General features: G+C 33.3%; 23 protein-coding genes. 12 read left to right on the plus strand and 11 right to left on the minus strand.

The features are described from left to right. Positions 1–240 precede the first annotated feature (240 nt). Entirely contained in the window at positions 241–4248 is a 4008-nt protein-coding gene (locus RM51_RS19025) for a fibronectin type III domain-containing protein (protein WP_052248377.1), read from the plus strand. 149 nt (positions 4249–4397) lie between these two features. Here the strand turns inward: RM51_RS19025 and coaE are convergent, their stop codons facing one another. The 4 genes from coaE to ruvB are packed head-to-tail and all read right to left on the minus strand — an operon-like array spanning position 4398 to position 7570. Further along, entirely contained in the window at positions 4398–5033 is a 636-nt protein-coding gene (coaE, locus tag RM51_RS03470) for a dephospho-CoA kinase (RefSeq protein WP_052248378.1), read from the minus strand. A 9-nt stretch (positions 5034–5042) separates the two neighbouring features. Beyond that, positions 5043–5909 carry an MBL fold metallo-hydrolase gene (locus tag RM51_RS03475; protein ID WP_039365186.1) on the minus strand — a complete coding sequence of 289 codons (867 nt, stop codon included), beginning with the start codon at positions 5907–5909 and terminating at the stop codon, positions 5043–5045. Between the two features lie 23 nt (positions 5910–5932). Continuing rightward, on the minus strand, positions 5933–6544 hold the full coding sequence (locus RM51_RS03480; RefSeq protein ID WP_039365189.1) for an FMN-binding negative transcriptional regulator: 612 nt from the start codon (positions 6542–6544) through the stop codon (positions 5933–5935). Between the two features lie 3 nt (positions 6545–6547). Then, a complete protein-coding gene (ruvB, locus tag RM51_RS03485; protein ID WP_039365191.1) occupies positions 6548–7570 on the minus strand; it encodes a Holliday junction branch migration DNA helicase RuvB in 1023 nt (340 codons plus the stop codon). A gap of 307 nt (positions 7571–7877) precedes the next feature. On the opposite strand from ruvB, the gene hutI reads away from it, so the two are divergent. The 4 genes from hutI (at position 7878) to RM51_RS03505 (ending at position 11872) form a co-directional block, all read left to right on the plus strand. Next, positions 7878–9101 (plus strand): imidazolonepropionase, encoded by a 1224-nt coding sequence (gene hutI / locus RM51_RS03490; protein ID WP_039365193.1) that lies wholly within the window; start codon positions 7878–7880, stop codon positions 9099–9101. Positions 9102–9104: 3 nt separating this feature from the next. Next, positions 9105–9509 (plus strand): hypothetical protein, encoded by a 405-nt coding sequence (locus tag RM51_RS03495; RefSeq protein ID WP_039365195.1) that lies wholly within the window; start codon positions 9105–9107, stop codon positions 9507–9509. 15 nt (positions 9510–9524) lie between these two features. Next, positions 9525–10439 carry a formimidoylglutamase gene (gene hutG / locus RM51_RS03500; protein ID WP_052248379.1) on the plus strand — a complete coding sequence of 305 codons (915 nt, stop codon included), beginning with the start codon at positions 9525–9527 and terminating at the stop codon, positions 10437–10439. Positions 10440–10579: 140 nt separating this feature from the next. Then, positions 10580–11872, plus strand: a complete 1293-nt coding sequence (locus tag RM51_RS03505; RefSeq protein WP_052248380.1) for an aldehyde dehydrogenase family protein — start codon at positions 10580–10582, stop codon at positions 11870–11872. A 73-nt stretch (positions 11873–11945) separates the two neighbouring features. Here RM51_RS03505 and pyk read toward each other — a convergent pair whose 3' ends face one another. From pyk to RM51_RS03530, 5 genes are read right to left on the minus strand one after another with little or no spacing between them, the layout of a single operon-like run. Then, a complete protein-coding gene (pyk, locus tag RM51_RS03510) occupies positions 11946–13391 on the minus strand; it encodes a pyruvate kinase (RefSeq protein ID WP_039365199.1) in 1446 nt (481 codons plus the stop codon). Further along, entirely contained in the window at positions 13384–13857 is a 474-nt protein-coding gene (locus tag RM51_RS03515; RefSeq protein ID WP_039365201.1) for an IPExxxVDY family protein, read from the minus strand. The genes pyk and RM51_RS03515 overlap by 8 nt, the downstream gene beginning before the upstream one ends. Further along, positions 13835–14599, minus strand: coding sequence for a ribonuclease III (gene rnc, locus RM51_RS03520; protein WP_039365203.1), 765 nt, complete (start codon positions 14597–14599; stop codon positions 13835–13837). The genes RM51_RS03515 and rnc overlap by 23 nt, the downstream gene beginning before the upstream one ends. A gap of 9 nt (positions 14600–14608) precedes the next feature. After that, positions 14609–15853 (minus strand): beta-ketoacyl-ACP synthase II, encoded by a 1245-nt coding sequence (fabF, locus tag RM51_RS03525; protein WP_039365205.1) that lies wholly within the window; start codon positions 15851–15853, stop codon positions 14609–14611. Between the two features lie 33 nt (positions 15854–15886). Beyond that, on the minus strand, positions 15887–16126 hold the full coding sequence (locus tag RM51_RS03530) for an acyl carrier protein (protein WP_002976354.1): 240 nt from the start codon (positions 16124–16126) through the stop codon (positions 15887–15889). Between the two features lie 330 nt (positions 16127–16456). Between RM51_RS03530 and RM51_RS03535 the strand changes: the two genes are divergently transcribed. The 7 genes from RM51_RS03535 to RM51_RS03565 all read left to right on the plus strand — a co-directional run bounded on the left by RM51_RS03535 (position 16457) and on the right by RM51_RS03565 (position 23028). Further along, positions 16457–17353, plus strand: coding sequence for an oxidoreductase (locus tag RM51_RS03535; protein WP_039365207.1), 897 nt, complete (start codon positions 16457–16459; stop codon positions 17351–17353). A 54-nt stretch (positions 17354–17407) separates the two neighbouring features. Then, positions 17408–18211 carry a helix-turn-helix domain-containing protein gene (locus tag RM51_RS03540; protein WP_039365209.1) on the plus strand — a complete coding sequence of 268 codons (804 nt, stop codon included), beginning with the start codon at positions 17408–17410 and terminating at the stop codon, positions 18209–18211. A 15-nt stretch (positions 18212–18226) separates the two neighbouring features. Further along, a complete protein-coding gene (locus RM51_RS03545; RefSeq protein ID WP_039365211.1) occupies positions 18227–18712 on the plus strand; it encodes a thermonuclease family protein in 486 nt (161 codons plus the stop codon). Between the two features lie 192 nt (positions 18713–18904). Continuing rightward, positions 18905–20197 carry a phage integrase SAM-like domain-containing protein gene (locus RM51_RS03550; RefSeq protein WP_052248381.1) on the plus strand — a complete coding sequence of 431 codons (1293 nt, stop codon included), beginning with the start codon at positions 18905–18907 and terminating at the stop codon, positions 20195–20197. 10 nt (positions 20198–20207) lie between these two features. Continuing rightward, positions 20208–21587, plus strand: a complete 1380-nt coding sequence (locus RM51_RS03555) for a hypothetical protein (RefSeq protein ID WP_039365213.1) — start codon at positions 20208–20210, stop codon at positions 21585–21587. A 128-nt stretch (positions 21588–21715) separates the two neighbouring features. Continuing rightward, positions 21716–21994, plus strand: coding sequence for a helix-turn-helix domain-containing protein (locus RM51_RS03560; RefSeq protein WP_052248382.1), 279 nt, complete (start codon positions 21716–21718; stop codon positions 21992–21994). A gap of 140 nt (positions 21995–22134) precedes the next feature. Continuing rightward, positions 22135–23028: a hypothetical protein gene (locus RM51_RS03565; protein WP_039365215.1), complete on the plus strand. Its 894-nt coding sequence runs from the start codon at positions 22135–22137 to the stop codon at positions 23026–23028. A gap of 114 nt (positions 23029–23142) precedes the next feature. Here RM51_RS03565 and RM51_RS03570 read toward each other — a convergent pair whose 3' ends face one another. Both RM51_RS03570 and RM51_RS03575 read right to left on the minus strand, forming a co-directional pair. Further along, entirely contained in the window at positions 23143–23421 is a 279-nt protein-coding gene (locus RM51_RS03570; protein ID WP_039365217.1) for a helix-turn-helix domain-containing protein, read from the minus strand. Between the two features lie 142 nt (positions 23422–23563). Continuing rightward, complete coding sequence (locus tag RM51_RS03575) at positions 23564–24286, minus strand: hypothetical protein (RefSeq protein ID WP_039365220.1); 723 nt, start codon at positions 24284–24286, stop codon at positions 23564–23566. Positions 24287–24323 lie beyond the last annotated feature (37 nt).

Consider the following 24323-nt stretch of genomic DNA (forward strand, 5'->3'; position numbering starts at 1 on the left):
TTTTTGTTTATTTCCAATAAAAAATGAGTTTTTGTGTTATTTATCTAAAATAAATATGGGTAAGACATTTGTGAGATAAAAGTATTAGTTTTGCAACCAATTTAAAATAATGGAGCCTATGACAAAATTTTTTACATTTTATAATTTTTTACAATTACAGTTTTATGATATTTAAATAACTATAGCTTTTAATTTTATGTATAATTTTCACATCCTAAGGGATTTAATATTTTTAATGATATGAAAAAGATTTTACTGCTTTTTTCATTTATAACTGCATTTATAGCGAATGCACAGGTGAGTTCTTACAGTTTTGTAAAATCTAATGGAGCTTACACTGCTTTAACAAGTCCCACAATTTTGGGGACAGCAACTGCAAATACAATTGCAGGTTCATTAGATAATGCTATCTATCCGGTAACCATTCCATTTAATTTTGCATTTAATGGGGTTAATTACTCAGCATTAAATGTTTCCACGAATGGTTTCTTGACTTTTGGAGCAACAGCTCCATCAGCATCTGAATATTCACCTATTTCTGGTACAGGGGCTTATTCTGGTGCAGTTTCTGCATTTGCTGCAGATCTTAACTCGGTATTTAACCTTGGTAGTGTTACAGGGAATATCAGTTGGGGAGTTGTTGGAACAGCTCCGAACAGAGAAGTAGTAGTTCAATGGACTGATTTTAGACCAGCCTATACGACTTCTACTACAAGTGCTTATTCTTTTTCTTTCCAGATACGATTAAGAGAAACTACAAATACGATTGCCGTTGTTTACAAAGGAGGATCTTACCTTATAGGAAGTACATCGGTTAGCGGCACTAGACAAATTGGTCTGAGAGGAGCGTCAAATACTGATTTTAATAATCGAACTAATGCGACCACAGTTCTGTTTTCAAATGCTACAGCAGGTACAGCAAATAGTAGTACTCAGGCATTTAGTACCACTGCGGCTACTCCAGGTATGCCAACTAATGGGTTGACTTATACTTGGACTCCGCCAACTTGTTTTATTCCGTCAGGTTTAACTTCTTCGACGATAACTAGTACGGGAGCGACTATAAGCTGGACGGCTCCGGCAATTGCACCAGCCAATGGATATGCATATTATTTAACAACAACTAATACACCTCCGGCTGCGGGAACGACTCCAACAGGAACATCAACGGTAACATCTGTAGATTTATCTCCAACTCTAGCTCCAAATACAACGTATTATTGGTGGGTGAAGTCGGTTTGTTCTTCTTCTGATAGCAGCTCTTGGGGATTAGGTGCTACTTTTACAACGACACAGATTCCGGCAACGTTACCATATTATCAGCCTTTTACAAATAATGATTTTGGATTCGTTAATGCTGATCAGGAAAATAAATGGTATCATGGGTCAGTAGTAGGAAATCCTTCAAATGCTATTTATATATCAAATGATAATGGGGCTACTAATACATATTCATCTAATGGATCAGGCCCTTTCGTGGTACAGGCATACAGAGATTTTGCAATCCCTGCAGGAACTACAGCAGCTTCACCAGCTATTTTATCATTTGATTGGAAAGCCGAAGGAGAGAGTTCATTTGACTACTTGAGAGTTTGGTTGGTACCTGCTTCTTTTATGCCTACTGCGGGAACTCAAATTGCTGCGGGAACAAATAGAGTTCAACTAGGACAGTTTAATCAAGAGTCTACTTGGCAAAACTATATTAATACCAACGTAAATTTAACTGCTTATGCAGGTTCTACGATGCGTTTGGTGTTTGAATGGAGAAATGATACGAGTGTGGAATACCAACCGCCGGCAGCAGTCGATAATATTAATTTATTGATTCCAACGTGTAAAGTTCCAACAGCATTAGCAGTAACAGGAGTTGTTTCTAATGGAGCAACAATAAGTTGGACAGCTCCAACACCTGCACCTGCAAACGGCTATGTATATTATATTTCTACTTCAAATGTACCTCCTAGTGCAGGTACTCCTGGAATACCAGCTGCAGGAACAACTGTAAACTTGGTTCCAACTTTGGTTCCGAATACAACGTATTACTGGTGGGTAAGAGCAGTTTGTTCTTCTTCTGACAGTAGTATCTGGATTCCTGGACCAAGCTTTATGACGACACAAATTCCGGCTACGCTTCCTTATATTCAGAATTTTGAGGCAACGAATGATTTGGGGTTAGTAAACGGAACACAAACCAATAAATGGGCTTATGGTTCAGCCACAGGGAATACAGGAAAATCTATTTATGTTTCTAATGATAATGGAACTACAAATGCTTATACCATTACATCAACAAGTATAGTACAGGCATACAGAGATATTGAGATTCCTGCAGGAACTACTTTGGCTAGCTTTTCTTTCGATTGGAAAGCACAAGGTCAGACTACAGTGGATTATTTAAGAGTTTGGTTGGTACCTGCTACTTTCTTACCAACAGCAGGAACTCAGATTACTGCAGTAACCGGAACACCGACAGCACCGGGAAGAGTTCAGGTAGGACAATTCAATCAAAATGGAACTTGGCAGTCTTACTCCAATACCAACTTAAATCTTACGAATTATGCAGGGGGGATTATGCGTTTGGTATTTGAATGGGTGAATAATGCCAGTACAGGAACTCAGCCACCAGCAGCAGTAGATAATATCATTTTAAGAGTTTGTAGTACGGTTACTCCTGTGGTTACAGTAGCTCCTGCTACTATTCTTCATAATGCGGCTACTATTACTTGGCCTCAAGATATCGGTGGGGCTTCTTATAAATTAAGATACCGTCCGGTAGGTTCAACACAATGGTTGCCTACAACAGGGGTAATAGATATTCCTGCAGTAACAGGAACGACTCAGACATTTACCCTAAATCCACCGACGTATTCGTTGGCTCCGGCTACATTATATGAAGTAGAAGTAGCTGCGGTTTGTAATACAGTAAATGTGGGAGGATATTCACATAATGAATTTACGACAAAATGTGATCCGACTCCACCAAACGTAACATTTACTAATATCACCGCAACATCAGCAGTGGTGAACTGGTCACCATTAGCGGTAAGTGCAACGTATCAATTACAATGGAGAAAAGTAGGAGATATTGGATGGATTGGGCCAATTGATTTGCCAAATCCACCATCAAATACTTATACTCTTCCTTCTCTGGGTAATGCTTTAACACCGTATACTCAGTATGAAGTTCAGGTAAGAAATATCTGTGTAAATTCTACAGAGCCTAACCCATGGTCAAGTTTATCAAGATTTACTACAGAGAGAACTTGCGAGATTCCGCCACCAGGATTAACTATTTTAGAATTAAAGCCAACAAGTGCTAAGATTCAATGGGATCCTTATGTAGGGCAAGGTGCAACAGGTCAGTATATCTTGAGATATAGAAAAGTAGGAATTCCGGGATGGACTAATGTTTCAGTATCTAACAATATTTATACGCTTACCGGTTTAGCAGAATTGACTAAATATGAAATGGAAGTAGCGAATGTTTGTACTGGTACACCGGGTAACTTTACGCTGCCGTATTACTTTACAACACCTACTGTAATCTATTGTCAGCAGGCAGCAGTGAATTCAGCAGGAGACTATATCTCTAAAGTAACGGTTGTTCCTAATGGTAAGCCACAGATGGAAAACCCTTCGGCAGGTTCAACGTATACTGATTATACAGCTGTTACCAAAGCTCAGATCGAATTGATTCAAGGATCATCAAATAATCAGTTGACTATTGATAAAGTAGCAACAGGAGATGCGGGAGTTGTCGCATGGATTGACTTTAACAGAAACGGAGAATTTGATATCAATGAAAGAATCTTAGTATCCGGACCAAACACGGCAGCAACAGCAACTACCATATTCAATGTTCCTACTGATGCTTTTGTAAGCAACGCAGACTATATGTATGTAGTAATGAGAGTAGCATTGATGAAAGGAGGTCTTCCTGTGAATTGTACCAACTTTGACAATGGAGAAGTAGAAGATTACACGGTAAGAATTACCAAGAAAGCAGCTACAAATCTGTTGAATCAGGATGATATTTTGATTTATCCTAATCCGGTAACAACGGTATTAAATGTTAAGAATATCAGCAAACGTGCTAATTATAAGATTTATAGTGCAGCCGGTCAGTTAATATCTAGTGGAATTATCTTAAACAACAAGATTAATGTCCATTCGCTAATCAACGGAGTATATATGATCGATATTCAGGATGGTTCAACTTCAGTACAGAAGAAATTCATCAAGGAATAATAATCACAGTAATTGATTTAATTACCTTTAAAATAGAATCAGCTCTCATTTTTGAGAGCTGATTTTTTGTTAATGATATTTAATGTTTATTCTAATTATTAGATTTTTGCATCAAAAAACTCGTTAGGTAATACCCAACGAGCTGTATGTTATTCAATACTGAAAATGATTCTTTCAGTTTGTTCCTTTAGATCTTCTAGATTTGTATTGTTGTAGATAATGCAGCTTGCCAGTTTTATCTTATCTTTTTCAGGCATTTGCTTTTCCATAACGGCTTCTACTTCACGATAGGTTTTTCCATCTCGATCCATTACTCTTTTAGCTCGGATATTATCTTCGGCGGTTACTAAAACAGATTTGTAGCATTGTCTATTTAATTTTAGTTCAAACAGCAGAGCGGTTTCTTTAAATACTAAATATTTAGTCTGTTTTTTTACCCAGTCTTCAAAATCAATTCGGACAGCTGGATGAATGATTTCATTTAAGCTTTGTAATAAATCTTTATTATTAAAAACTTTATCAGCTACAAATTTTCTATTGTAAAGTCCATTTTCATCATAGGCTTCTTCTCCTAAAAGTTCCTTGATTTTGGCCTTCAAATCATCATTGTCATTCACAATATCCTTTGCTCGGTCATCCGAATAATAAACAGGAAATCCAAACTCCTCAATAAATTTTGCAACTGTAGTTTTTCCGGATCCTATTCCCCCTGTTAAACCAATGATTTTTGGGGTCGATAACGGTTCTGGTTCTGCTTTCTGAGTTTCTGACTGTAATTCTTCCATACTTAAAAATTAATATCCAAAAACATCATTAAAACTAAAAGTCTCATCTAATCTTACCCCTTTTTCGGTCATTTTAAGACTCGCTAGTTCATGGTGGGCATCATGTTCAAAGAATAGTAGGTATTCATTATCAATACATTGTTTCAGGAATTTTCCTTTTTCTTCTAAGGTTAAAAGAGGTCTTGTATCATATCCCATCACATATACCTGATTGATATGTCCTGCGGTAGGAATTAAATCAGCAGCAAAAACTACCGTTTTATCCTGATACTGAATAACAGGAAGCATTTGTTTCTCTGTATGACCATCAACAAATATGACATCCATTTTCAAATCCGGAGCAAATCCGTAATTTCCGGTTGTTGGAAGCGGTAAAAAATTCAACTGCCCGCTTTCCTGCATCGGGATAATATTTTCCTTTAAAAAACTGGCTTTTTCTCTCGCATTAGGTTCTGTAGCCCATTGCCAGTGATTCTCGTTGGTCCAGAATTGAGCATTTTTAAAGGCAGGTCTGTAACCCGTTCTGTCATCGTTCCATTCAATAGCTCCGCCACAATGGTCGAAGTGAAGGTGAGTCAGGAAAACATCTGTGATATCTTCTCTTACGAAACCGTATTTCTTTAAGTTTTTATCTAAATTATCATCTCCCCAAAGCGAATAATGTCCAAAGAATTTATCGTCCTGTTTGTTTCCAAGACCACAGTCAATTAAGATTAATTTTTTTCCATCTTCTACAAGAAGAGAACGGGTTCCTAGTTCAATTAGATTTTTTTCGTCTGCAGGATTAGTTTTTTCCCACAAACTCTTTGGGACGACTCCAAACATGGCACCACCATCTAATTTAAATTTTCCACATTGTATTGGATATAGTTTCATATAATATTAAGTTTATAATGTATTTATTTTTTTAACAGTTTCATTTTCTGAGCAATCTTTCTTCCGTTTTCATCGCAGTTTTCAAGATTTGAAATGATATTTTTAAAATCGTTTTCTTTTCTGTTTTGAGAAAGCTTTTGTTTAATGAAAATCTCAGTTGGTCTAATTTTTAATCCGAAAGCTCCTTTCATTTCCTTTTCCACAAACTCTCGTCCCATATCTTTTACCATCATTGGGCATTGTTGAGAATTTTCGTATTTGGAAGTTAATTTATCTAAGTGACTATACAATTCGTATGAATTCATGAATTCAACCTTTCCATAGATTTGCACCGCTTCATAATTCCAAGTAGAAACGTTTACATGATCGTACCAACTGCTCGAAATATAGGTATGTGCTCCTAAAAAATCACAAAGAACTTCATCCCCGTTTTTCAACGTTTTCGCTTGAGGATTTGCTTTCGAAATATGAGTTTCAATATAAATATTTTCTGTGTCATCTTCGTTCAGCATCATCATTGAATGGGTTGCACGAATTTTATCTACGGAAGAAATTAACAAAGCAAAAGAATTCTCTTTGATGATTTCTTTCATCAGATTGTAATCTTCGCTTTTGTATAATTTAGGAATAAACATTATTTAAAATAATTCTCCCGGATTTTTAGGTCTTGCAATATTCAAATGCTTATATGCTTTCTCTGTTACTTCTCTTCCTCTTGGAGTTCGGATGATGAATCCTTCCTGAATTAAAAAAGGTTCATATACTTCTTCCAGCGTTTCAGGATTTTCAGCAATAGATGTTGCTAATGCCGAAATTCCTACAGGCTTGCCTTTGAAATTTTCAATCATCACACGCATGATTTTATTATCCATTTCATCCAATCCGAATTCATCTACATTCAATGAATTTAAAGCATATTTTGTAATCTCGATTTCAATTTCACCGTTTCCTTTAATTTCGGCAAAATCACGGACTCTTCTTAGCAGTGCATTAGCAATTCTCGGTGTTCCACGGCTTCTTCTTGCAATTTCAATAGCGGCGTCCTCATAAATTTTCACCCCTAAAACTCTTGAACTTCTGATAATAATCATTGAAAGCAATTCAATCGTATAATATTCAAGTCTGCTTTGAATACCAAATCTTGCCAACATAGGTTTTGTTAGCATCCCACTTCTGGTAGTTGCTCCCACCAAAGTAAAAGGATTCAGACCAATCTGAACACTTCTTGCATTCGGTCCCGTTTCAAGCATGATGTCGATTTTATAATCTTCCATTGCAGAATACAGATATTCTTCCACGACAGGAGATAATCGGTGAATTTCATCAATGAAAAGGACGTCATTCTCTTCAAGATTAGTCAACAGACCGGCTAAACTTCCGGGTTTATCCAAAACAGGACCCGATGTAATTTTACAATTTACACCAAGCTCATTGGCTATAATATTTGCTAACGTTGTTTTACCTAAACCTGGAGGACCATGTAATAAAACATGATCAAGCGCACCACCACGTTTCTTGGCGGCGGTCACGAAGACTTCAAGATTTTCCAAAGTTTTCCTTTGTCCCGCAAAATCTTTAAAACTCTGAGGACGAATTTGTTCTTCCTGCATTAGCTCTTCGCGGGAGTAATTGTCTTTGTCTGGATGTAAAAAATCAGGCATTAATTCAATTTCATTTACCGTAAAGATAGGAAAATTAGGTTAAGATGTAAAGGTTGAAATAGATATTAATTTCAGGCTGAGGTTGAGGTTTAGGATAAGATTGTAAGCCAAACTGTTTATCATTTACCAGATTGATATATTTTAAGTATTTTTGAGAGAGAAAATAAGATAAAACTCTTCTGCTTATTTCTGTGCAGAGATTCCTACAGAATGACAAATTGTATGTGCATCTTTTGTCATGCTGAAAGCATCTAAGCATTAGTAAGCTTTAGAATTATATATCTGCACTTTGTTTTAAACTAAATAAATGAAACTTATAGGTCCTTTCAAGCAAGTCGTGACACTTGCCAATCTTCCGCTAAGAGGAAAACTTTCTGATGAGCAACTTGAAATTATTATTGATGGTGGAATTTTAATTAATAATGATACAATCCAGCAAGTCGGAAATTTTGAAACTTTACAATCTGAACATCTTGATATAGAAATTGAAAGCATTGAAGGAGAACAAATCGTTCTTCCTGCTTTTGTAGATTCTCATACGCATATCTGCTTTGGCGGAAATCGGGCGAATGATTTTGCCATGCGTAATGCAGGAAAAACATATCTTGAAATTGCTGAAAGCGGAGGAGGAATCTGGAGCTCAGTTCAACATACAAGAAATGCTTCGGAAGAAGAGTTATTAAAAACGTTACTGGAAAGAATTGATTTTCTGATTTCTCTTGGAATCACAACAATCGAAGTGAAAAGTGGCTACGGATTAGATGTAGAAAATGAGTTGAAAATGCTTCGAATCATTAAAAAAGCTCAGGAACAAACGAAAGCAACTTTAGTTCCGACCTGTCTTCCTGCCCATCTGAAACCAAGAGATTTTGAAGGAAGTAATGAAGAATACTTAGATTATATTTTAACCGAAATTTTACCAAAAGTAAAAGAAGAAAATCTGGCAAAACGTGTTGATATTTTCATTGAGAAATCTGCATTTCAGCCTGAAGAAAGTAAAGAATTCTTGCTTAAAACGAAAGACTTAGGTTTTGAAATTACTGTTCATGCAGATCAGTTTACCCCTGGAAGTTCAAGAATTGCGGTGGAAGTGGGAGCAAAATCGGCAGACCATTTGGAAGCGACGATTGATGAAGATATTGAATTTTTAGCTCAATCAGAAACTGTGGCAACGGCTTTACCGGGTGCAAGTTTAGGGTTGGGAGAAAAATTTACTCCGGCAAGAAAACTATTGGATGCAGGAGCTATCGTAGCAATTGCAAGTGATTGGAACCCGGGTTCGGCACCAATGGGAAACCTGATTACGCAGGCTTCCATATTGGCTACATTTGAAAAACTGACGACTGCAGAAGTATTAGCTGGAATGACATTCCGTTCAGCGTTTGCACTTGGTTTGGAAGACAGAGGGAGATTGGCAAAAGATTTAAAGGCAGATTTCGTGACTTTTAAAACCAATAATTTCCAAAATGTTCTTTATAATCAGGGAAGTTTGAAGGCGGAGAGTATTTATATTGATGGAAAAATTAAATAAAAGATGAGTAAAAAAATTGATGCAATTAAAGAAAAATATTTGTCATTAGGAGTTCAGGAAAAGAACTTTATTTACGCATGTAAGGCTGTAAAAGGAGGAAAAAAAAGAGAAATTATTTTGAAAAATCTTACTTCTGATGTAAGAAAAGAAAATTTTGAAGTGTCTGAAGAGATGTTAATTGAGATGTTCAAAATTAATGGTGGCGAATTTAAATATGAAAACAGAGGAGGCTATTTGTACTCTACAATTTATTTGGTTGCAATAGTTGTTTTAGGGTTACTTTTTTTTACTGTAAATGATAGTAATGGAAGAAATTTAAAATTTAAAATTGGAATAGCTTTTATTCTTTTTTTATTTTTATTTATAAAGACTTTGATTCCAACAATAAAAGGGAAATTTAGAGAATAATAAATATTTTATATTATGATCTGGCAAGGAAGATTAGATGGTGAAGAGCTTCTTTATCACAGGCTCTTTCAAAGAGTGAAAGAAGAAACCAATTACGATGCAATTTCAACGAATGATTTCGTTTTACACGGATTTGCTGTGGATGAAGGCGTTCGAAGGAATAAAGGAAGACAAGGGGCAAAAGATGCTCCATGTATTATCAGGAAAAATATGTCAAATTTTCCTGTGATCCTCCCGGACTTTTCATTGCTGGATTTTGGTAATATTACTTGTGAAGATGGAAATTTGGAAAATACTCAGAATAATCTTGCTAAAAATGTTTCCAAAGTTCTGTTGAAGGGAGGAAAGTCAATCGTTTTAGGAGGTGGGCATGAAGTGACCTATGCTCATTATTTAGGAGTAAAAACGGCTTTTCCTGAACAGAAAATAGGAATTATTAATATTGATGCTCATTTTGATAACAGACAGCCTGAAAAAGGAGTAGGAGCAAGTTCCGGAACCGGATTCTGGCAAATTGCACAGGAGGGAGAAATCAATTCTTTACATATTGGAATTCAAAGAAATTCTAATACATTGAAATTATTTGATACGGCTCATCAATATGGAATGAAGTACATTTTAGCAGATGAACTTTTCTTTGAAAATCTGCCATCAATTTATCAGAGAATAGACGAGCTCATGGAAAGTGTAGATTTTGTTTATCTAACGATTTGTATGGATGTCTTTAATGCCTCCATTGCTCCCGGAGTTTCCGCTTCCGCTTATAATGGAATCTTTGCAGATACAACATTTATGCATTTCTACCGACATATTTTAAAAAATGAAAAGCTCTTGGCTTTAGACGTAGCAGAAGTTAATCCGTTATTTGATATTCAGGAGAGAACGGCAAGACTGGCGGCATGTCTTATGAATGAATGGTTTATGATGTAAATGATAAAATCATATTCTTTCGATAGAGAAAATCACTATTCTATTTACCCTTAAGGAACAAAATTTGTTGCTTTCATCGTGCTTTTTGAAAACGGCACAAATAAATTCATTGAGTTGAATTTAAAAACATAGATTACAGTATGGAACAATTAATTGAAAATAAACTTATTACAGCAGATAAGGCATTTTCTGAATGGAAAAAAGTACCATTCGAAGACAGACAAAAACTTATTGCAAAAGCTGCAGAAATCCTAAAGAACAATTCTGAGAAGTTTGGTAAAATCATTACAACTGAAATGAATAAACCAATTTCACAGTCAATTGCAGAAGTAGAGAAAAGTGCTTTGATGATGAATTATTATGCAGATGCTGAAAATATTTTAAAACCGGAAAAGGTAGATTCTGAATATACGTACTCTGAAATTCATTATGTCCCAAAAGGTGTAATTTTAGGAGTAATGCCATGGAACTTTCCTTTCTGGCAGGTGTTAAGATTTGCTGTTCCTGCCATCTTAGCTGGAAATGCGGTTGTTCTGAAACATGCATCTATTTGTTTCGGAAGCGGAAATGCTATTGAAGATGTATTTTTGGAAGTAGGTTTTCCCAAAGGAATTTTTCAAAATCTGGAAGTAGGCCATAAAGAAGTAAAAGAAATTCTTGAGCATGATGCGGTAAAAGGAGTGAGCTTAACGGGAAGTGGAAGAGCAGGTGGAGAAGTAGCTTCCATCGCGGGATTAAATATCAAAAAATCTTTACTTGAGCTGGGAGGAAGTGATGCTTTTATTGTTTTGGATGATGCTGATTTGGATAAAGCAGCAAAAGTAGGAGCTCAGGCGAGACTTCAAAACTGTGGGCAAACTTGTGTGGCAGCGAAAAGATTTATTATTGATGAAAAAATTGAAGATGTATTTCTTCCGAAATTCATTGAAGAATATAAAAAATTCGTTCCTGCAGATCCTATGAGTAAAGACACGAAGATTGCCGGAATGGCAAGACCTGACTTGGCAGATGATTTGGAAAAGCAGTTTCAAAAGGCTTTAGAGAATGGGGCGGAAATTATTATTCCTTTGGAAAGAATTTCAGATATTGAATTCAATCCGGGATTGATTCGTGTGAAGGAAGGTAATCCAATTTTACAGGAAGAACTTTTTGGTCCTCTTGGAATGGTAATGATTGCCAAAAATGATAATGAAGCTTTACAAATGGCTAATGATATTCCTTTTGGACTTTCAAATTCTGTCTGGACGGCTGATAAAGATCGTCAGTTATTCTTTATTGAAAACCTTGAATCTGGAACTGTAAATATCAACAGAATGACAAGTTCTGATCCACGTTTTCCTTTTGGCGGAACAAAGGCTTCCGGTTATGGAACAGAGCTTTCTTTACTGGCTTTAAAAGAGTTTGTGACAGCTAAGACGATTGTTGGTAATTAATTTTATTTGAATTGATGTAAACATAAAAAAACTCCCAAAATATTTTGGGAGTTTTTATTTTATAATGTTTTGATTAAACGGTTGTTAATCTTAACGTATTTGTTTTTCCGCCTTCGTATGATGGAGTAGCGTTGATGTTGATTACAAAATCCCCGGTTTCAATATAACCGTGGTTGTGTGTCAACATATTCACTTGGATAATAGTTTCATCTGTTGGTTTCTTCATGTCATAATAGTAAGCATGAACTCCCCAAAGTAGGTTCAACATAGTGATCACCCTTTTATTTCCGCTATAAACGATAATATGTGAGTTGGGTCTGTGCGCTGCAAGTTGGAAAGCTGTATATCCTGAATGTGTCAAAGTAACGATTGCAGAAACGTTAGTTGTTTTAGCAATTCTTACCGCTGCAAGACATACTCTATTGGTAATGAATCTTTCATCGATACAGTTGTAGTCTTTTTCGATAGGTTCATTTTTGTGTTGGTAAAAGTGTGTCGTCTCAATGTTCTTCACAATTTTAGCCATATTTTCAACTACCTGAACTGGATATCTACCTACAGAAGTTTCTCCAGAAAGCATTACCGCATCAGCTCCGTCCAATACAGAGTTAGCAACGTCATTTACCTCCGCTCTCGTTGGTGTCAAACTGTTGATCATTGTTTCCATCATCTGAGTCGCAATGATTACCGGCTTAGAATAGAATCTAGCCTTCTCTACCAATGTTTTTTGGATAGCAGGAACTTCTTCCATTGGAACTTCCACTCCTAAATCTCCACGAGCAACCATTAATCCATCACATTCCAATAGGATCTCATCAATATTCTGAACTCCTTCAGGTTTTTCAATTTTCGCGATAATCGGAGTTTTGAATTTACCTTTAGGGTGTTTGTTGATTAAGTCTTTAAGATCAATAATATCCTGAGCATGACGCACAAATGAAAGAGCGATCCAGTCTACTTCCTGATCAAGCATGAAGTTGGCATCCTGAATATCTTTTTCCGTCAAAGCAGGAAGAGAAACGTTTGTATTAGGAAGGTTCACTCCTTTCTTTGAACTAAGAGGTCCCCCTTGAATAGTTTTTGCTTTTACAGTATCGATTTCGTTTGTTTCAGTTACTTCTAAAACCAATTTACCGTCATCGATCAAGATTCTCTCACCAACTTTTACATCTTGTGGAAATTGTTGGTAAGTCATGTATACTTTTGTAGAATCACCTTCAATTTTTTCATTAGTGAAGGTAAGAATGTCTCCAGGATTTAGATAAGAACCTTCTTTTACGACACCGACTCTCAATTTTGGACCTTGTAAATCTCCCAAAATACCTACAGAATACCCATATTCTTTATTAAGGTCTCTGATGATTTGGATATTTGATTTAACTAGATCGTAGTCCGCGTGCGAAAAATTTATTCTAAAAATATCAACTCCCGCTTTCATTAATCCTAACATTACTTCCTTCGACGATGAAGCCGGTCCAAGTGTTGCGATAATTTTTGTCTTCTTTAAATACTTATTCATAATACTGGATAATTTGATATAGTTCTTCCTCAGAACTCAATGTATAATCTTGAATTGGAAACACAAGATTTTCAGGGAGCAAAATTACGGAAAAATCAGGAAACTGTTCCGAACTATGCAGAATATATTCTACATCTACCTGATTATTTAATAAAAACTTAATATTTTCTTCCTCTGAAAAGAGTTCTGTCTGTAATTTTTTTTGTTTACTTTCCGAAGATCTGTTCGAAATGAAAGTAAAACAGGTCTTTGTAAACTTGTGATAAGCTTCAAATCTTGGAAAAAAATAATCATAATAATCCCCATGAAAGACCATGTCTTTCTTTCGGGAGAATTTAAGATCGTTGTTCTGATTTATTTTATAGAAAAACTCATGATCGGGTATATTTTTTGCTAATCTTACCAATCCTATGGCAATATCTTCAAATTCTATATCGTCTAGATCATAAAGTTTTTGGATTTCCAAGTATATTTTCTTTTTTATTTAAAATATAAAATGCTCTCTGTGCTGCTTTTTCTTCTGCCTTTTTCTTAGAAGTTTCTGTGGCATTGGCGATTTTTTCCTCTCCCAACCAGACATGGCAACGAAAAACAACCGTTTTGTTTACCTGCGCTTCTTCACAGGTTTCGTATTTTATATTTACTTTTTTCTTTTGACTCCATTCCAGCAAAAGACCTTTGTAGCTTACAATTTTATTCTCAAGCTTATTGATCTCTGTAGGGGTTAAAAGCTTTTCTAAAATGATTCTCTTACAGGTATCGTATTGAAAATCTAAATAAACAGCACCAATTAAGGCCTCAAATAAATTTCCGGAGATATTTTCTCCTAAAGCTACTGAGTTGTGTTTTTGTAAAAGATCTATCAATTTTAAATCTTCTCCAAGCTTATTGAGGTTTTTCCTGTTCACAATCTTAGATTTCATTTGCGTCAGATATCCTTCATTAGCTTTAGGATAGGTCTGAAACAGATGACAAGAGATAATGGTACCCAAAACAGAATCTCCCAAAAATTCAAGTCTTTCGTAATTACTGTTGTCTTGATTTTTAGAAGAGCTTTTTAAAGAGAAAGCTTCACGATAGAGCGCGATATTTTGTACCTCGGCACCCAACATTTTATTAAGTTCAGTACTGAGGAAATAGTCTCTCTCCGTTAATTTTCTTTTTCTTTGTTTGAGAAGGAATTTAGAAAAGTATTTCTGTAACTCCATTCAGTAAAATTAGATTTTCTTAAATAGAACGCAAGCGTTATGTCCACCAAACCCAAAAGTATTACTCATGGCTACTTTTACATCTTTCTTTACAGCTTCATTGAACGTAAAGTTCAGTCTGCTGTCGATATTTTCATCATCAGTAAAATGGTTGATGGTTGGAGGAACAACACCATGAATAATAGTTCCTAACGCAGCAATAGCCTCAATAACACCGGCAGCACCCAATAAGTGACCTGTCATTGATTTTGTAGAATTAATCTGAATGTCGAAAGCGTGCTCTCCTAATAATCTTGAAATTGCGTTAGATTCTGCAATGTCTCCTAATGGAGTAGATGTACCATGCATATTGATGTGGTCTACTTCATCAGCAGTTAATCCTGCATCTTCCAAACAACTTTTCATTACCAGATAAGCTCCTAAACCTTCAGGATGAGGTGCCGTCATGTGATGTGCATCTGCACTAAGACCACCACCTTTTAATTCTGCGTAAATTGTAGCACCACGTTTTACAGCGTGCTCATATTCTTCAAGGACAATACATCCTGCTCCTTCACCCAATACAAATCCATCTCTGTCTTTGTCAAAAGGTCTTGAAGCTGTTTTAGGATCATCATTTCTTGTAGAAAGTGCCATCATTGCATTGAATCCACCGACACCACTTGCTGTAACGGCTGCTTCAGAGCCTCCGCACACAATTACATCTGCTTTTCCTAATTGGATAAGCATTTTGGAATCAATTAAAGCATTAGCTGAAGACGCACATGCAGAAACAGTCGTATAGTTAGGTCCGTGGAATCCATATTCAATAGAAATATGTCCAGGAGTAATATCTGCAATCATTTTTGGGATAAAGAAAGGATTGAATCTCGGAATCTCCGTATTTGCCCATCCTAAAACTTCAGTTTCGAAAGTCTCTAAACCTCCGATACCTGAACCCCAGATTACACCAACTCTGTTTTTATCTACATTGTCTTCAATAATTCTTGAATGTGATACTGCTTCTTTTGCAGCAACAAGCCCAAGCTGTGTATTTCTATCCATTTTTTTAGCCTCTTTCTTGTCGAAATGATCTAGCGGATTGAAATTTTTTACTTCGCAAGCGAACTTGGTTTTGAAGTTTGTGGCATCAAAAAGAGTAATCGGAGCGGCACCGCTCTCACCTTTCACAAGATTTTCCCAGTATTCTTTTGCATTATTTCCAATCGGTGTTATTGCTCCAAATCCGGTTACAACTACTCTTTTTAATTCCATAAACTTTGTTTAATTTCTTTTTGTTGAAGAATATTATTTATTTACTACTTCTTCGATATAAGCGATAGCGTGTCCTACAGTAGTAATTTTTTCAGCCTGATCATCAGGGATTTGAATGTTGAATTCTTTTTCAAATTCCATGATTAGTTCAACTGTATCCAATGAATCAGCTCCTAAATCGTTAGTGAAGCTAGCTTCAGGAGTTACTTCTGTTTCTTCAACGTCAAGCTTATCAGCGATGATAGCTTTTACTCTTGATGCAATGTCTGACATAGTAAATTATTTTTTTTAATTGTTAGATGGTGCAAATATATAAAATTCTTTACGATAAAACATTTTTTTAGTCTTTTTTGTGGCTTGTAGGTGCTTATTTTGTCGTTGGTAAGTTTAGTGTTTTAGTTTTCAGGAGTTTAGATTTTAACATTTTATGCACTTGTTTTAGCCAGATGAAAATAAAATTTTATTGTATTCATATATAATAAATCATATGTGTCTTAATTTGAAATGAAATGACTGTTTTAACAAAGTTAATTTGAGCTTTTTAACAAACTTGCTGTAATTGTTATTGACGGAAATTTGTATCAAACAAAAATCAGTAATACAATGAAAAAAGTTTGGTTTATCACAGGAAGCTCAAAAGGTTTAGGAATAAGCCTTGTTGAAGCTGTATTATTAAAAGGAGATTATGTTGTAGCAACAGCAAGAAATCCTCAGCAATTAAAAGAATTGGTTGAGCAATATCCGGAGCAATTACTAACGTTAGAATTGGATGTTCAGAATAAAGAACAAATTTATTCTACCGTAGAAGAGGCGGTAAAGCATTTTGGTAAAATCGATGTTCTGGTAAATAATGCGGGCTTTGGAATTACCGGAGCAGCAGAAGCTTTTACTAACGAGCAGGTAAGAAATCAGTTGGAAGTTAATTTATATGCGCCCATTGAAGTGACAAGAGCTGTTTTACCCTATATGAGAAAAGAACGTTCGGGAAATATCTTGCAAATCAGCTCCATTGGTGGTAGAGTAGGGAATGCCGGGCTTTCAATTTATCAGGCAGCGAAATTTGGATTGGTTGGGTTTTCTGAATCTTTAAGCAAGGAAGTTACTCCTTTAGGAATAAAAGTGACTTGTATTCAGCCGGGTGGTTTTCGTACCGAATGGGCAGGTTCTTCCATGAGTTTTGCAAAAGATATTGAAGGGTATGAAGTAACAGTAGGAGGGGTGAAAGAACATTTGACCTCAGGTAAGTTTTTACCGATGGGAGATCCTGCAAAAGCGGCAAAAGTAATGATTGATGTTGTAGAAAACGAAAATCCACCATTGCATTTGGTTTTAGGAAGTGAGGCGGCGGCTATTTTGAGATCAACTGATGAAAAAAGAAAAGAGGAATTTGAAAAATGGTTGGAGGTGACAGTTTCTACTGATCATGATGAAGCGGTTAATATTTTTGAAACAGAATACGGAAAACAGTATTTAGCTAACAAAGGAATTGATTTGAAGTAATCACCGTCAATGAGGCTGTATTTTTGCAGTATCATTTTATATCTTTGCATATAAATGAAATCTAAAAGAGAAGATTTTGGGAGTATTGTGTATTCCTGTTACACTCAGCTGAGTCGACAGGGAGAACATTTTGTATATGATCATGTATTGAGTTATCAGATTTCAGGTGATTTGATTTTAAATGATGGTTTGAATGATTATTCTGCTAAAGATGGCTCAATCCGTTTTTTGAGAAGGAATCAGTTGTTGAAATTTACCAAACAGCCACCTCCGAATGGAGAATTTAAATCTTTATCAATTTATTTAAATCAGCAGACTCTTAAAGATTTCAGTGTTGAATATAATTTGATCTCTGAAAAGAAAGAATACAATAAACACTTGTGTTTATTCAATGACAGTCCTGGGCTTCAGAATTATATGAATTCATTACTGTTTTATTATGATGTCGGGAAGCTTTCTGATGAAAGATTGGTTGATTTAAAAGTAAAAGAAGTGTTGATTTTATTACTTGAAGAGCAGCCTGAATTGAAAAATATCTTATTTGATTTCAATGAACCCGGGAAAATGGATATTGAAGCTTTTATGAATAAGAACTTTCATTTTAATGTTAATTTAGATCGTTTCGCCTACCTTACAGGAAGAAGTTTGGCAACTTTCAAACGTGATTTTGAGAAGATCTTTGGAATTACGCCCGGAAAATGGTTGATTCAGAAAAGGCTTCAGGAAGCTCATTATTTAATTTTAGAAAAAGGAAAAATAGCTTCTGAAATATATCTTGATTTGGGTTTTGAAGACCTTTCTCACTTTTCATTTGCATTTAAAAAACACTATGGCACATCGCCTAGTAAAATAATATAGTCTATATCTTTATGTATGAAGTTGAAATTTGTTGGTGTAATACTGCTTTTAAGCTGTAATGTGTTGTTTTCTCAATCAAAAGGCAGAGTAATAAAAGTGAAAGACGGAGATACCGTAGTGGTTTTACTAGGAAACAACAAGCAGGAAACGTTACGATTGGCGGAAGTGGATTGTCCTGAAAATAGTCAGGCTTTTGGTAAAAATGCAAAACAATTCACCAGTTTACAGGTTTTCGGTAAAACGGTAACGTTTTATAGAGTCAATAAAGACCGGTACAAACGTACAGTTGCTAAAATATTCTATGATAATGATAAATACCTGTCCGCAGAGATTATAAAATCAGGTTGGGGATGGTGGTATTTTAAAGCTTCAAAAAATACGGAATTAAAAAACTATGAATTGGTAGCTAGAAACTCAAAGGCTGGCTTGTGGAAAGATCTGCATGCGATTTCACCATGGGAATTCCGAAAGAATAAGAAAAAGAAAAAAGAGGTTTTGTAATTTACAAAACCTCTTTTGTGGAGTTGGAGGGACTAGATTTTTAAATCTTTTAAAATCTGGATTAATTTATAAATGCTTTGCACAAGGGCTTTTAGTGATTGTTTAATTAATTTGAATTTATTGAAATTAAACTATATTTGAATTTTTTGGGTACAACTTTGGGTACAACTTTAATTTTTAATCATTTTAATTATGGCATCAGTAAGTTTTTTTATTAGAGGGAAAGTAGCAGATAAAGAAAGTACAATTTGGGCAAAGTTTAGAGATAAGGATATTGATTTACGTGTTCCTGTTCCGTATCTGACTTGTAAGCCTAAAGAATGGAAAGACGGGAAATGCAAAATGCCGTCTAAAAAGATGCATAAAGATGATACTGAAACTATAAACACTCGTCTTTCTCAATTAGAAGCTAACATTATTTCAAGTTACATAAATGATATTCCTGAAGTAGATTTAAAAGAATGGCTGAAATCTATTATAGAACCTACAACTTTAAAAAGAGAAGATAATAACTATCCGAATGATGTGATTGCCTTTATTGACACTTATATTTCATTAAAAAAAGATAGTGTTACAGAATCGACTATTAAGAAAGCTAATGTTGTTAAGCAATTAATGATAAGGTATGTAGAAGATAGAAAAATCAGGAAGAAAACATTTAGAGGATTAAAGTTTAAAGATTTAGATAATTCTTTTAGAATTGATTTTGAAGATTATTGTAATAAGGAGAGTTATAAGATTTCAACTACATATCGCAATCTTAAATTCTTAAAAATGATTTGTAAAGTTGCAGGTTCTTTTGATATTGAAGTTCATAAGCATGCGGAATTATGGAAATTTGAAGTTGAAAAAGCGACAAAGCATATCCCAAAATCAATTTACTTAACTTTTGATGAGTTGGATAAAATAGAGTATAAAGAAATGCCATATGATTATTTAGATAACGCAAGAGATTGGCTACTTATCTCCTGTTATACAGGGCAACGTGTGAGTGATTATATGAGGTTTAATTCATCTATGATTGTGGAGGATAGTGAGGGACAGAAATACATTGAATTTACACAGCAAAAGACTAATGCTAAGATGCAAATTCCTTTATTAAAAAAAGTCCAAGATATTTTAGCAAAACGAAACGGAGAATTTCCCCGAAAAATATCAGATGTAAACCTAAATCTTTATATCAAAGAAGTATGTGAGATTGCTGAAATAGATGAGATTGTATATAACGGTAGAACAGAGACAATAACTAAAGATGGGAAGAATATTACTCGTAAAGTTTTTGGTAATTTTCCGAAACATAAACTTATTACATCTCATATAGGTAGAAAAAGTTTTGCTTCTAACTTTTATGAGAAAATTCCTACTACTTATTTGCTTAATTTTACGGGACACACAACCGAGAAACAGTTGTTGGCATATATTAATAAAACGGAAGTTGAAAAAGCCAAATCAACAGCTAAGATATTTAACAGTTTAGGATATTAATACATTTTAAATGAGACTAAAAGATCTTTTAAAGTCGCCAGAAGACCCCTATCTAATTACTGACATCCGAACTAAGGGTGGAATATTATTAGATTTCTTAGTGTGTTTTTTTCACAATCTGTCAATAGATATGGAAATCATGAAATTTTTTGAAGAGGGTGATCATCATAATGTTTTAAATAAGATAAGTGATACTCGTAAGCTGGAATTTATAGAATTAGCTAAAGCGGATTTAATAAATGAGGATTTATTATCCAATATTAAAGAAGATAGTGATGGTAAATTACAATATTTATATTTTGTAAATCGAAAAATTAATTTTCGTAGCATTATCAATAATATTCATGACAGGATTTCAATCTTAAAAACATTTGGAGACTTATTAACAGAAAGGGAGTTATCGGATATTGTTATATTTTTAAATAATTATATAGATAGAAATAATGTGGATAAGAAAATGGTTGCTATAACAAAACAAAGTTTGTTTGATGAATTTTACGAATATATACAGTTGCGAAATATCAATGACAAAGTATTTATTAGTTATTATGCGTCTTTTATAAATACAAACTCTTTTCATGCAACAACTAGAGGAGGTGAATATCTTCGAAAAATTGAGTTGATGTGTGATTCTTCTATTTTGTCCAATATTAATCTAAGAACAGACTATTTTTTAAATCTTATAGATCAAACTAAATTAGAGTTATTTGATAATATTAATAATAAAATAATACAATTTCATGGAATTGTTGATAAAGAAAATTTGTTTTTTATAGATTTAAAAGAAAGTTTAAGGGATTGTCTCAAAACAATAGATAATACTCATAGGCATAAGCATAATTACTCTCAAAAGAGTTTAGATATTGATAAATGCATGAGTTATTTGAAGTTAATGTTTTTAATGAAATACCAATATGTCAAAAATGGTAAAGCAGAAAAGAGTGCCTTACAAATAGAATTCGATGAAATTATAGATTATAATGCTGACTTTAAAAAGTTTTTGATATCAAAAAGCTTTAATGAATATGAGGTCAATATTATTTTTAATTTACTATCACAGAATCGTTATAAAGATTGTGGAATTAAATATTTAAGTAACCTAAAACAGGTAGATTTCTTTAGACTTTGCTACATTTTTCATGTATTTGATTTTTATACAACAATTAAAAAACATGAATTTAAAAGTAGAGGATCATTTGAAGTTATATTAAATTTTGATAAAAAAAATGAATATAGTCTTGATTCATTGGAACAAATTCGCAAATATTATTTTAATATTGACGATAAAAATAGTAAGCATTATGTTTTTAATGGACATCATAAAATCATTAATGATGTAATTAATCAACTCGGAATTTCTGGGGATAGGCTTAAAATGATTCCTAATTAAAAAAACATGGATAAATTTTTATTCCTGATAATCAGTTGTTTATTGGCTTTTTGGTGAAATCGCAATTTCCCTATTTTTTCCCCAATTTCCCCATTTGGATTATTGCATCATAATATTAAACAAAAATTATGGTCAATTCAACAATTCAGCTGACACAAATCGATTTAGATTCATTTGGTCAATTTATTCAAAAATTAGTACGTGAAGAATTAGAGAAGTATGGCAGAAATAGTCATAATCAAGAAAACGAAAAAGATTTTTATACCCGTGACGAAACAGCCAAACTTCTTAATGTTAGTTTCACTACATTGTTTCATTGGAATAATCAAGGTATTTTAAAAGCCAAAAAGATTAAAAAGCGTGTATATTATTCTAAATCTGATATACAGCAATATCTGAATCATTAAACTTTTTGGGACAGTTGTTTTAGGTTATGTCCTAAAGTTACTATTCCCTCCCTTAAACACTCAATAATTTTACAAACCTTTTATTAAGCATAGTTCGAAATATTATGTAATGTTACAATTATGCCAAAATTTAACAAAATATGATAGATTTTATTAAAATTTTCACGAAAGATAAAGATAGCTTAGAGCAAAATATCAAGCAAAATAAAAATTTAGCAACGACTTATGTTTTAGATTATAGAACTGGACAAATTTGTTATCCATGTAGATCATATCAAAATACAATGGAAGCTAGAATAACAAATAAGATAGGATATATCAAAAATTCTCTACACAAGTATCATAATGATAAAAAGGGACTAAACCCCCAAAATTATTCTGACTTCACTTATTGTAATTTGTGTGAATCAATTTCGATGTTAGAAACAGATTTTAGAATTAGTAGCCCTGATTTTGGAATGACAAATCTTGAGTTTGGATTAAATATCACTGTTTCTCAATCAGCAAAGGATATTATTGACAAGCATTTATTAATGTATAATTTTGAAGAATTTAATCAGTATGATACCTTTCAAGGGAAAGGTAGTTATAAACAGTATAATAGTTCAGACTATTATATAAAATGTTATGATAAAGGTTTGCAATATAACTTTTCAAAGCATTTATTGCGTTTTGAAATCAAAATTCTAAAAAGTAGAATGCTTAATAAATTGGGTATTTATAATCTTGCTGATTGTAAAAATAAGCAAACGCTAAAAGTTCTTTTTAGCCTACTTATGGAAAAATTCGAAAATATGCTTATTGTAGATGATATTCCAGAAACTCTAAAATTAGATCCGAAAGATCAATATATTATTAATATGGGAAAAAGTTCGATTCATTGGAAAGAATTAAAGCAGAAAAAATCTAAAACTCATTATTATGAGAAACGATTGGAATTTATAGGACTTTTAGAGAAGTATAATCTGTTAAACATTAAATATGAGATGAAATCAACACTAATTAAGAAATTTGAATTATTAATTTCTAATTAATGAACTAATGTCAGTTATATATTTTATAACAAATGTTCTTTGTTAGGTCTCATGTAGATTAGGAAAGTTTTTCTGCATAATAATTAACCCCCTTAGCTTTATTAAGGGGTGATTTTATTTAATTAGTATTGATTTAATTGCTGAATTTAATGATTGAAAAGCAAGTCTTTTTTCTTCAGGGATATCTTCATCGCTGATTGAAAAAAATAATAAATATGAAACAGGTATTTGTAATGTATCGCAAATTTTCTTAATTGTCGTTTTTTGAGGAAAAGTAGCATTTAATTCAATTTGCGAAATAGCATTTACAGAAATTTCGCATTTTTCAGCTAATTCTTTTTGGCTAAATCCTTTTTCCTTTCTTAAAAACTTTATTGCGGTACCTATATCCATAATTTAATTTTAATTATTCCCAATATCAAAAAAATCTAAAATTTCTTTACTGATTTTACAGATTGAAAAAAGTGTTTTTAAAAATTCATCTATATTGAGAGGTTTGTTTTGTAATTTTTCTAATAATGTGTTTTTATCCTGTTCAGATAAATTGCAATTTTTTATATTTTCGATTAGTGGATTTATATTTTCCATTGTTAATGAACATTAAATTATGAATATTATTTAATGCTTCTCTATATAGGTACTTTATCGTAGAGAAGTCTTTAGTGAACTTTTTTTCTACGATTTGTCCCTCTTCATCTGTGAAAATATAATAATGACCTGTAATTGTTAAAAAAAATATATTTGAATTATTATTACTAAAACTACGTTTGATTTTAATCTTAATCTTTGGAATGAGTATTCTGAACTTTTTGTAATCATCCTTTATTTGTATAGATAATTTACCAAGGTTAACCTCTAGGCGGATCTCATCAATTAAATTGAAGAAGAATTCTTTTATTAGATTTTTATCTAATTTTGATTTAATAATATTTTCATCAAAAAATAAATTTTCACTTATTTTTTCAGTATTTATAAATTTTAAAAGAAATTTTCGAATTTGTTCTCTTTCATTTAAATTATAAAAAAAATATTTTTTACTAAAACGATTTTGTAAGCTCTTGACACTTTCTACATATTTTTCAGATAATACTTCAAGATGATTATAATCCAATAAAAAATCAGAAAAGTTAATAGCTTCAAATCCATTTTCTTTTAAAATTTCGACAATAGAACTTCTGGATACGCCTAACTTCTTAGCTACATCTTTAAGAGTAACATTGTAGTGATCGTCAATAAAGGGTATGTTGAAAAGTTCCATAATCTTAATTTGAATCAAAGATAAGTAAATAAAATTA

It is taken from the genome of Chryseobacterium taiwanense (assembly GCF_000813825.1).
GTDB lineage: Bacteria > Bacteroidota > Bacteroidia > Flavobacteriales > Weeksellaceae > Chryseobacterium > Chryseobacterium taiwanense.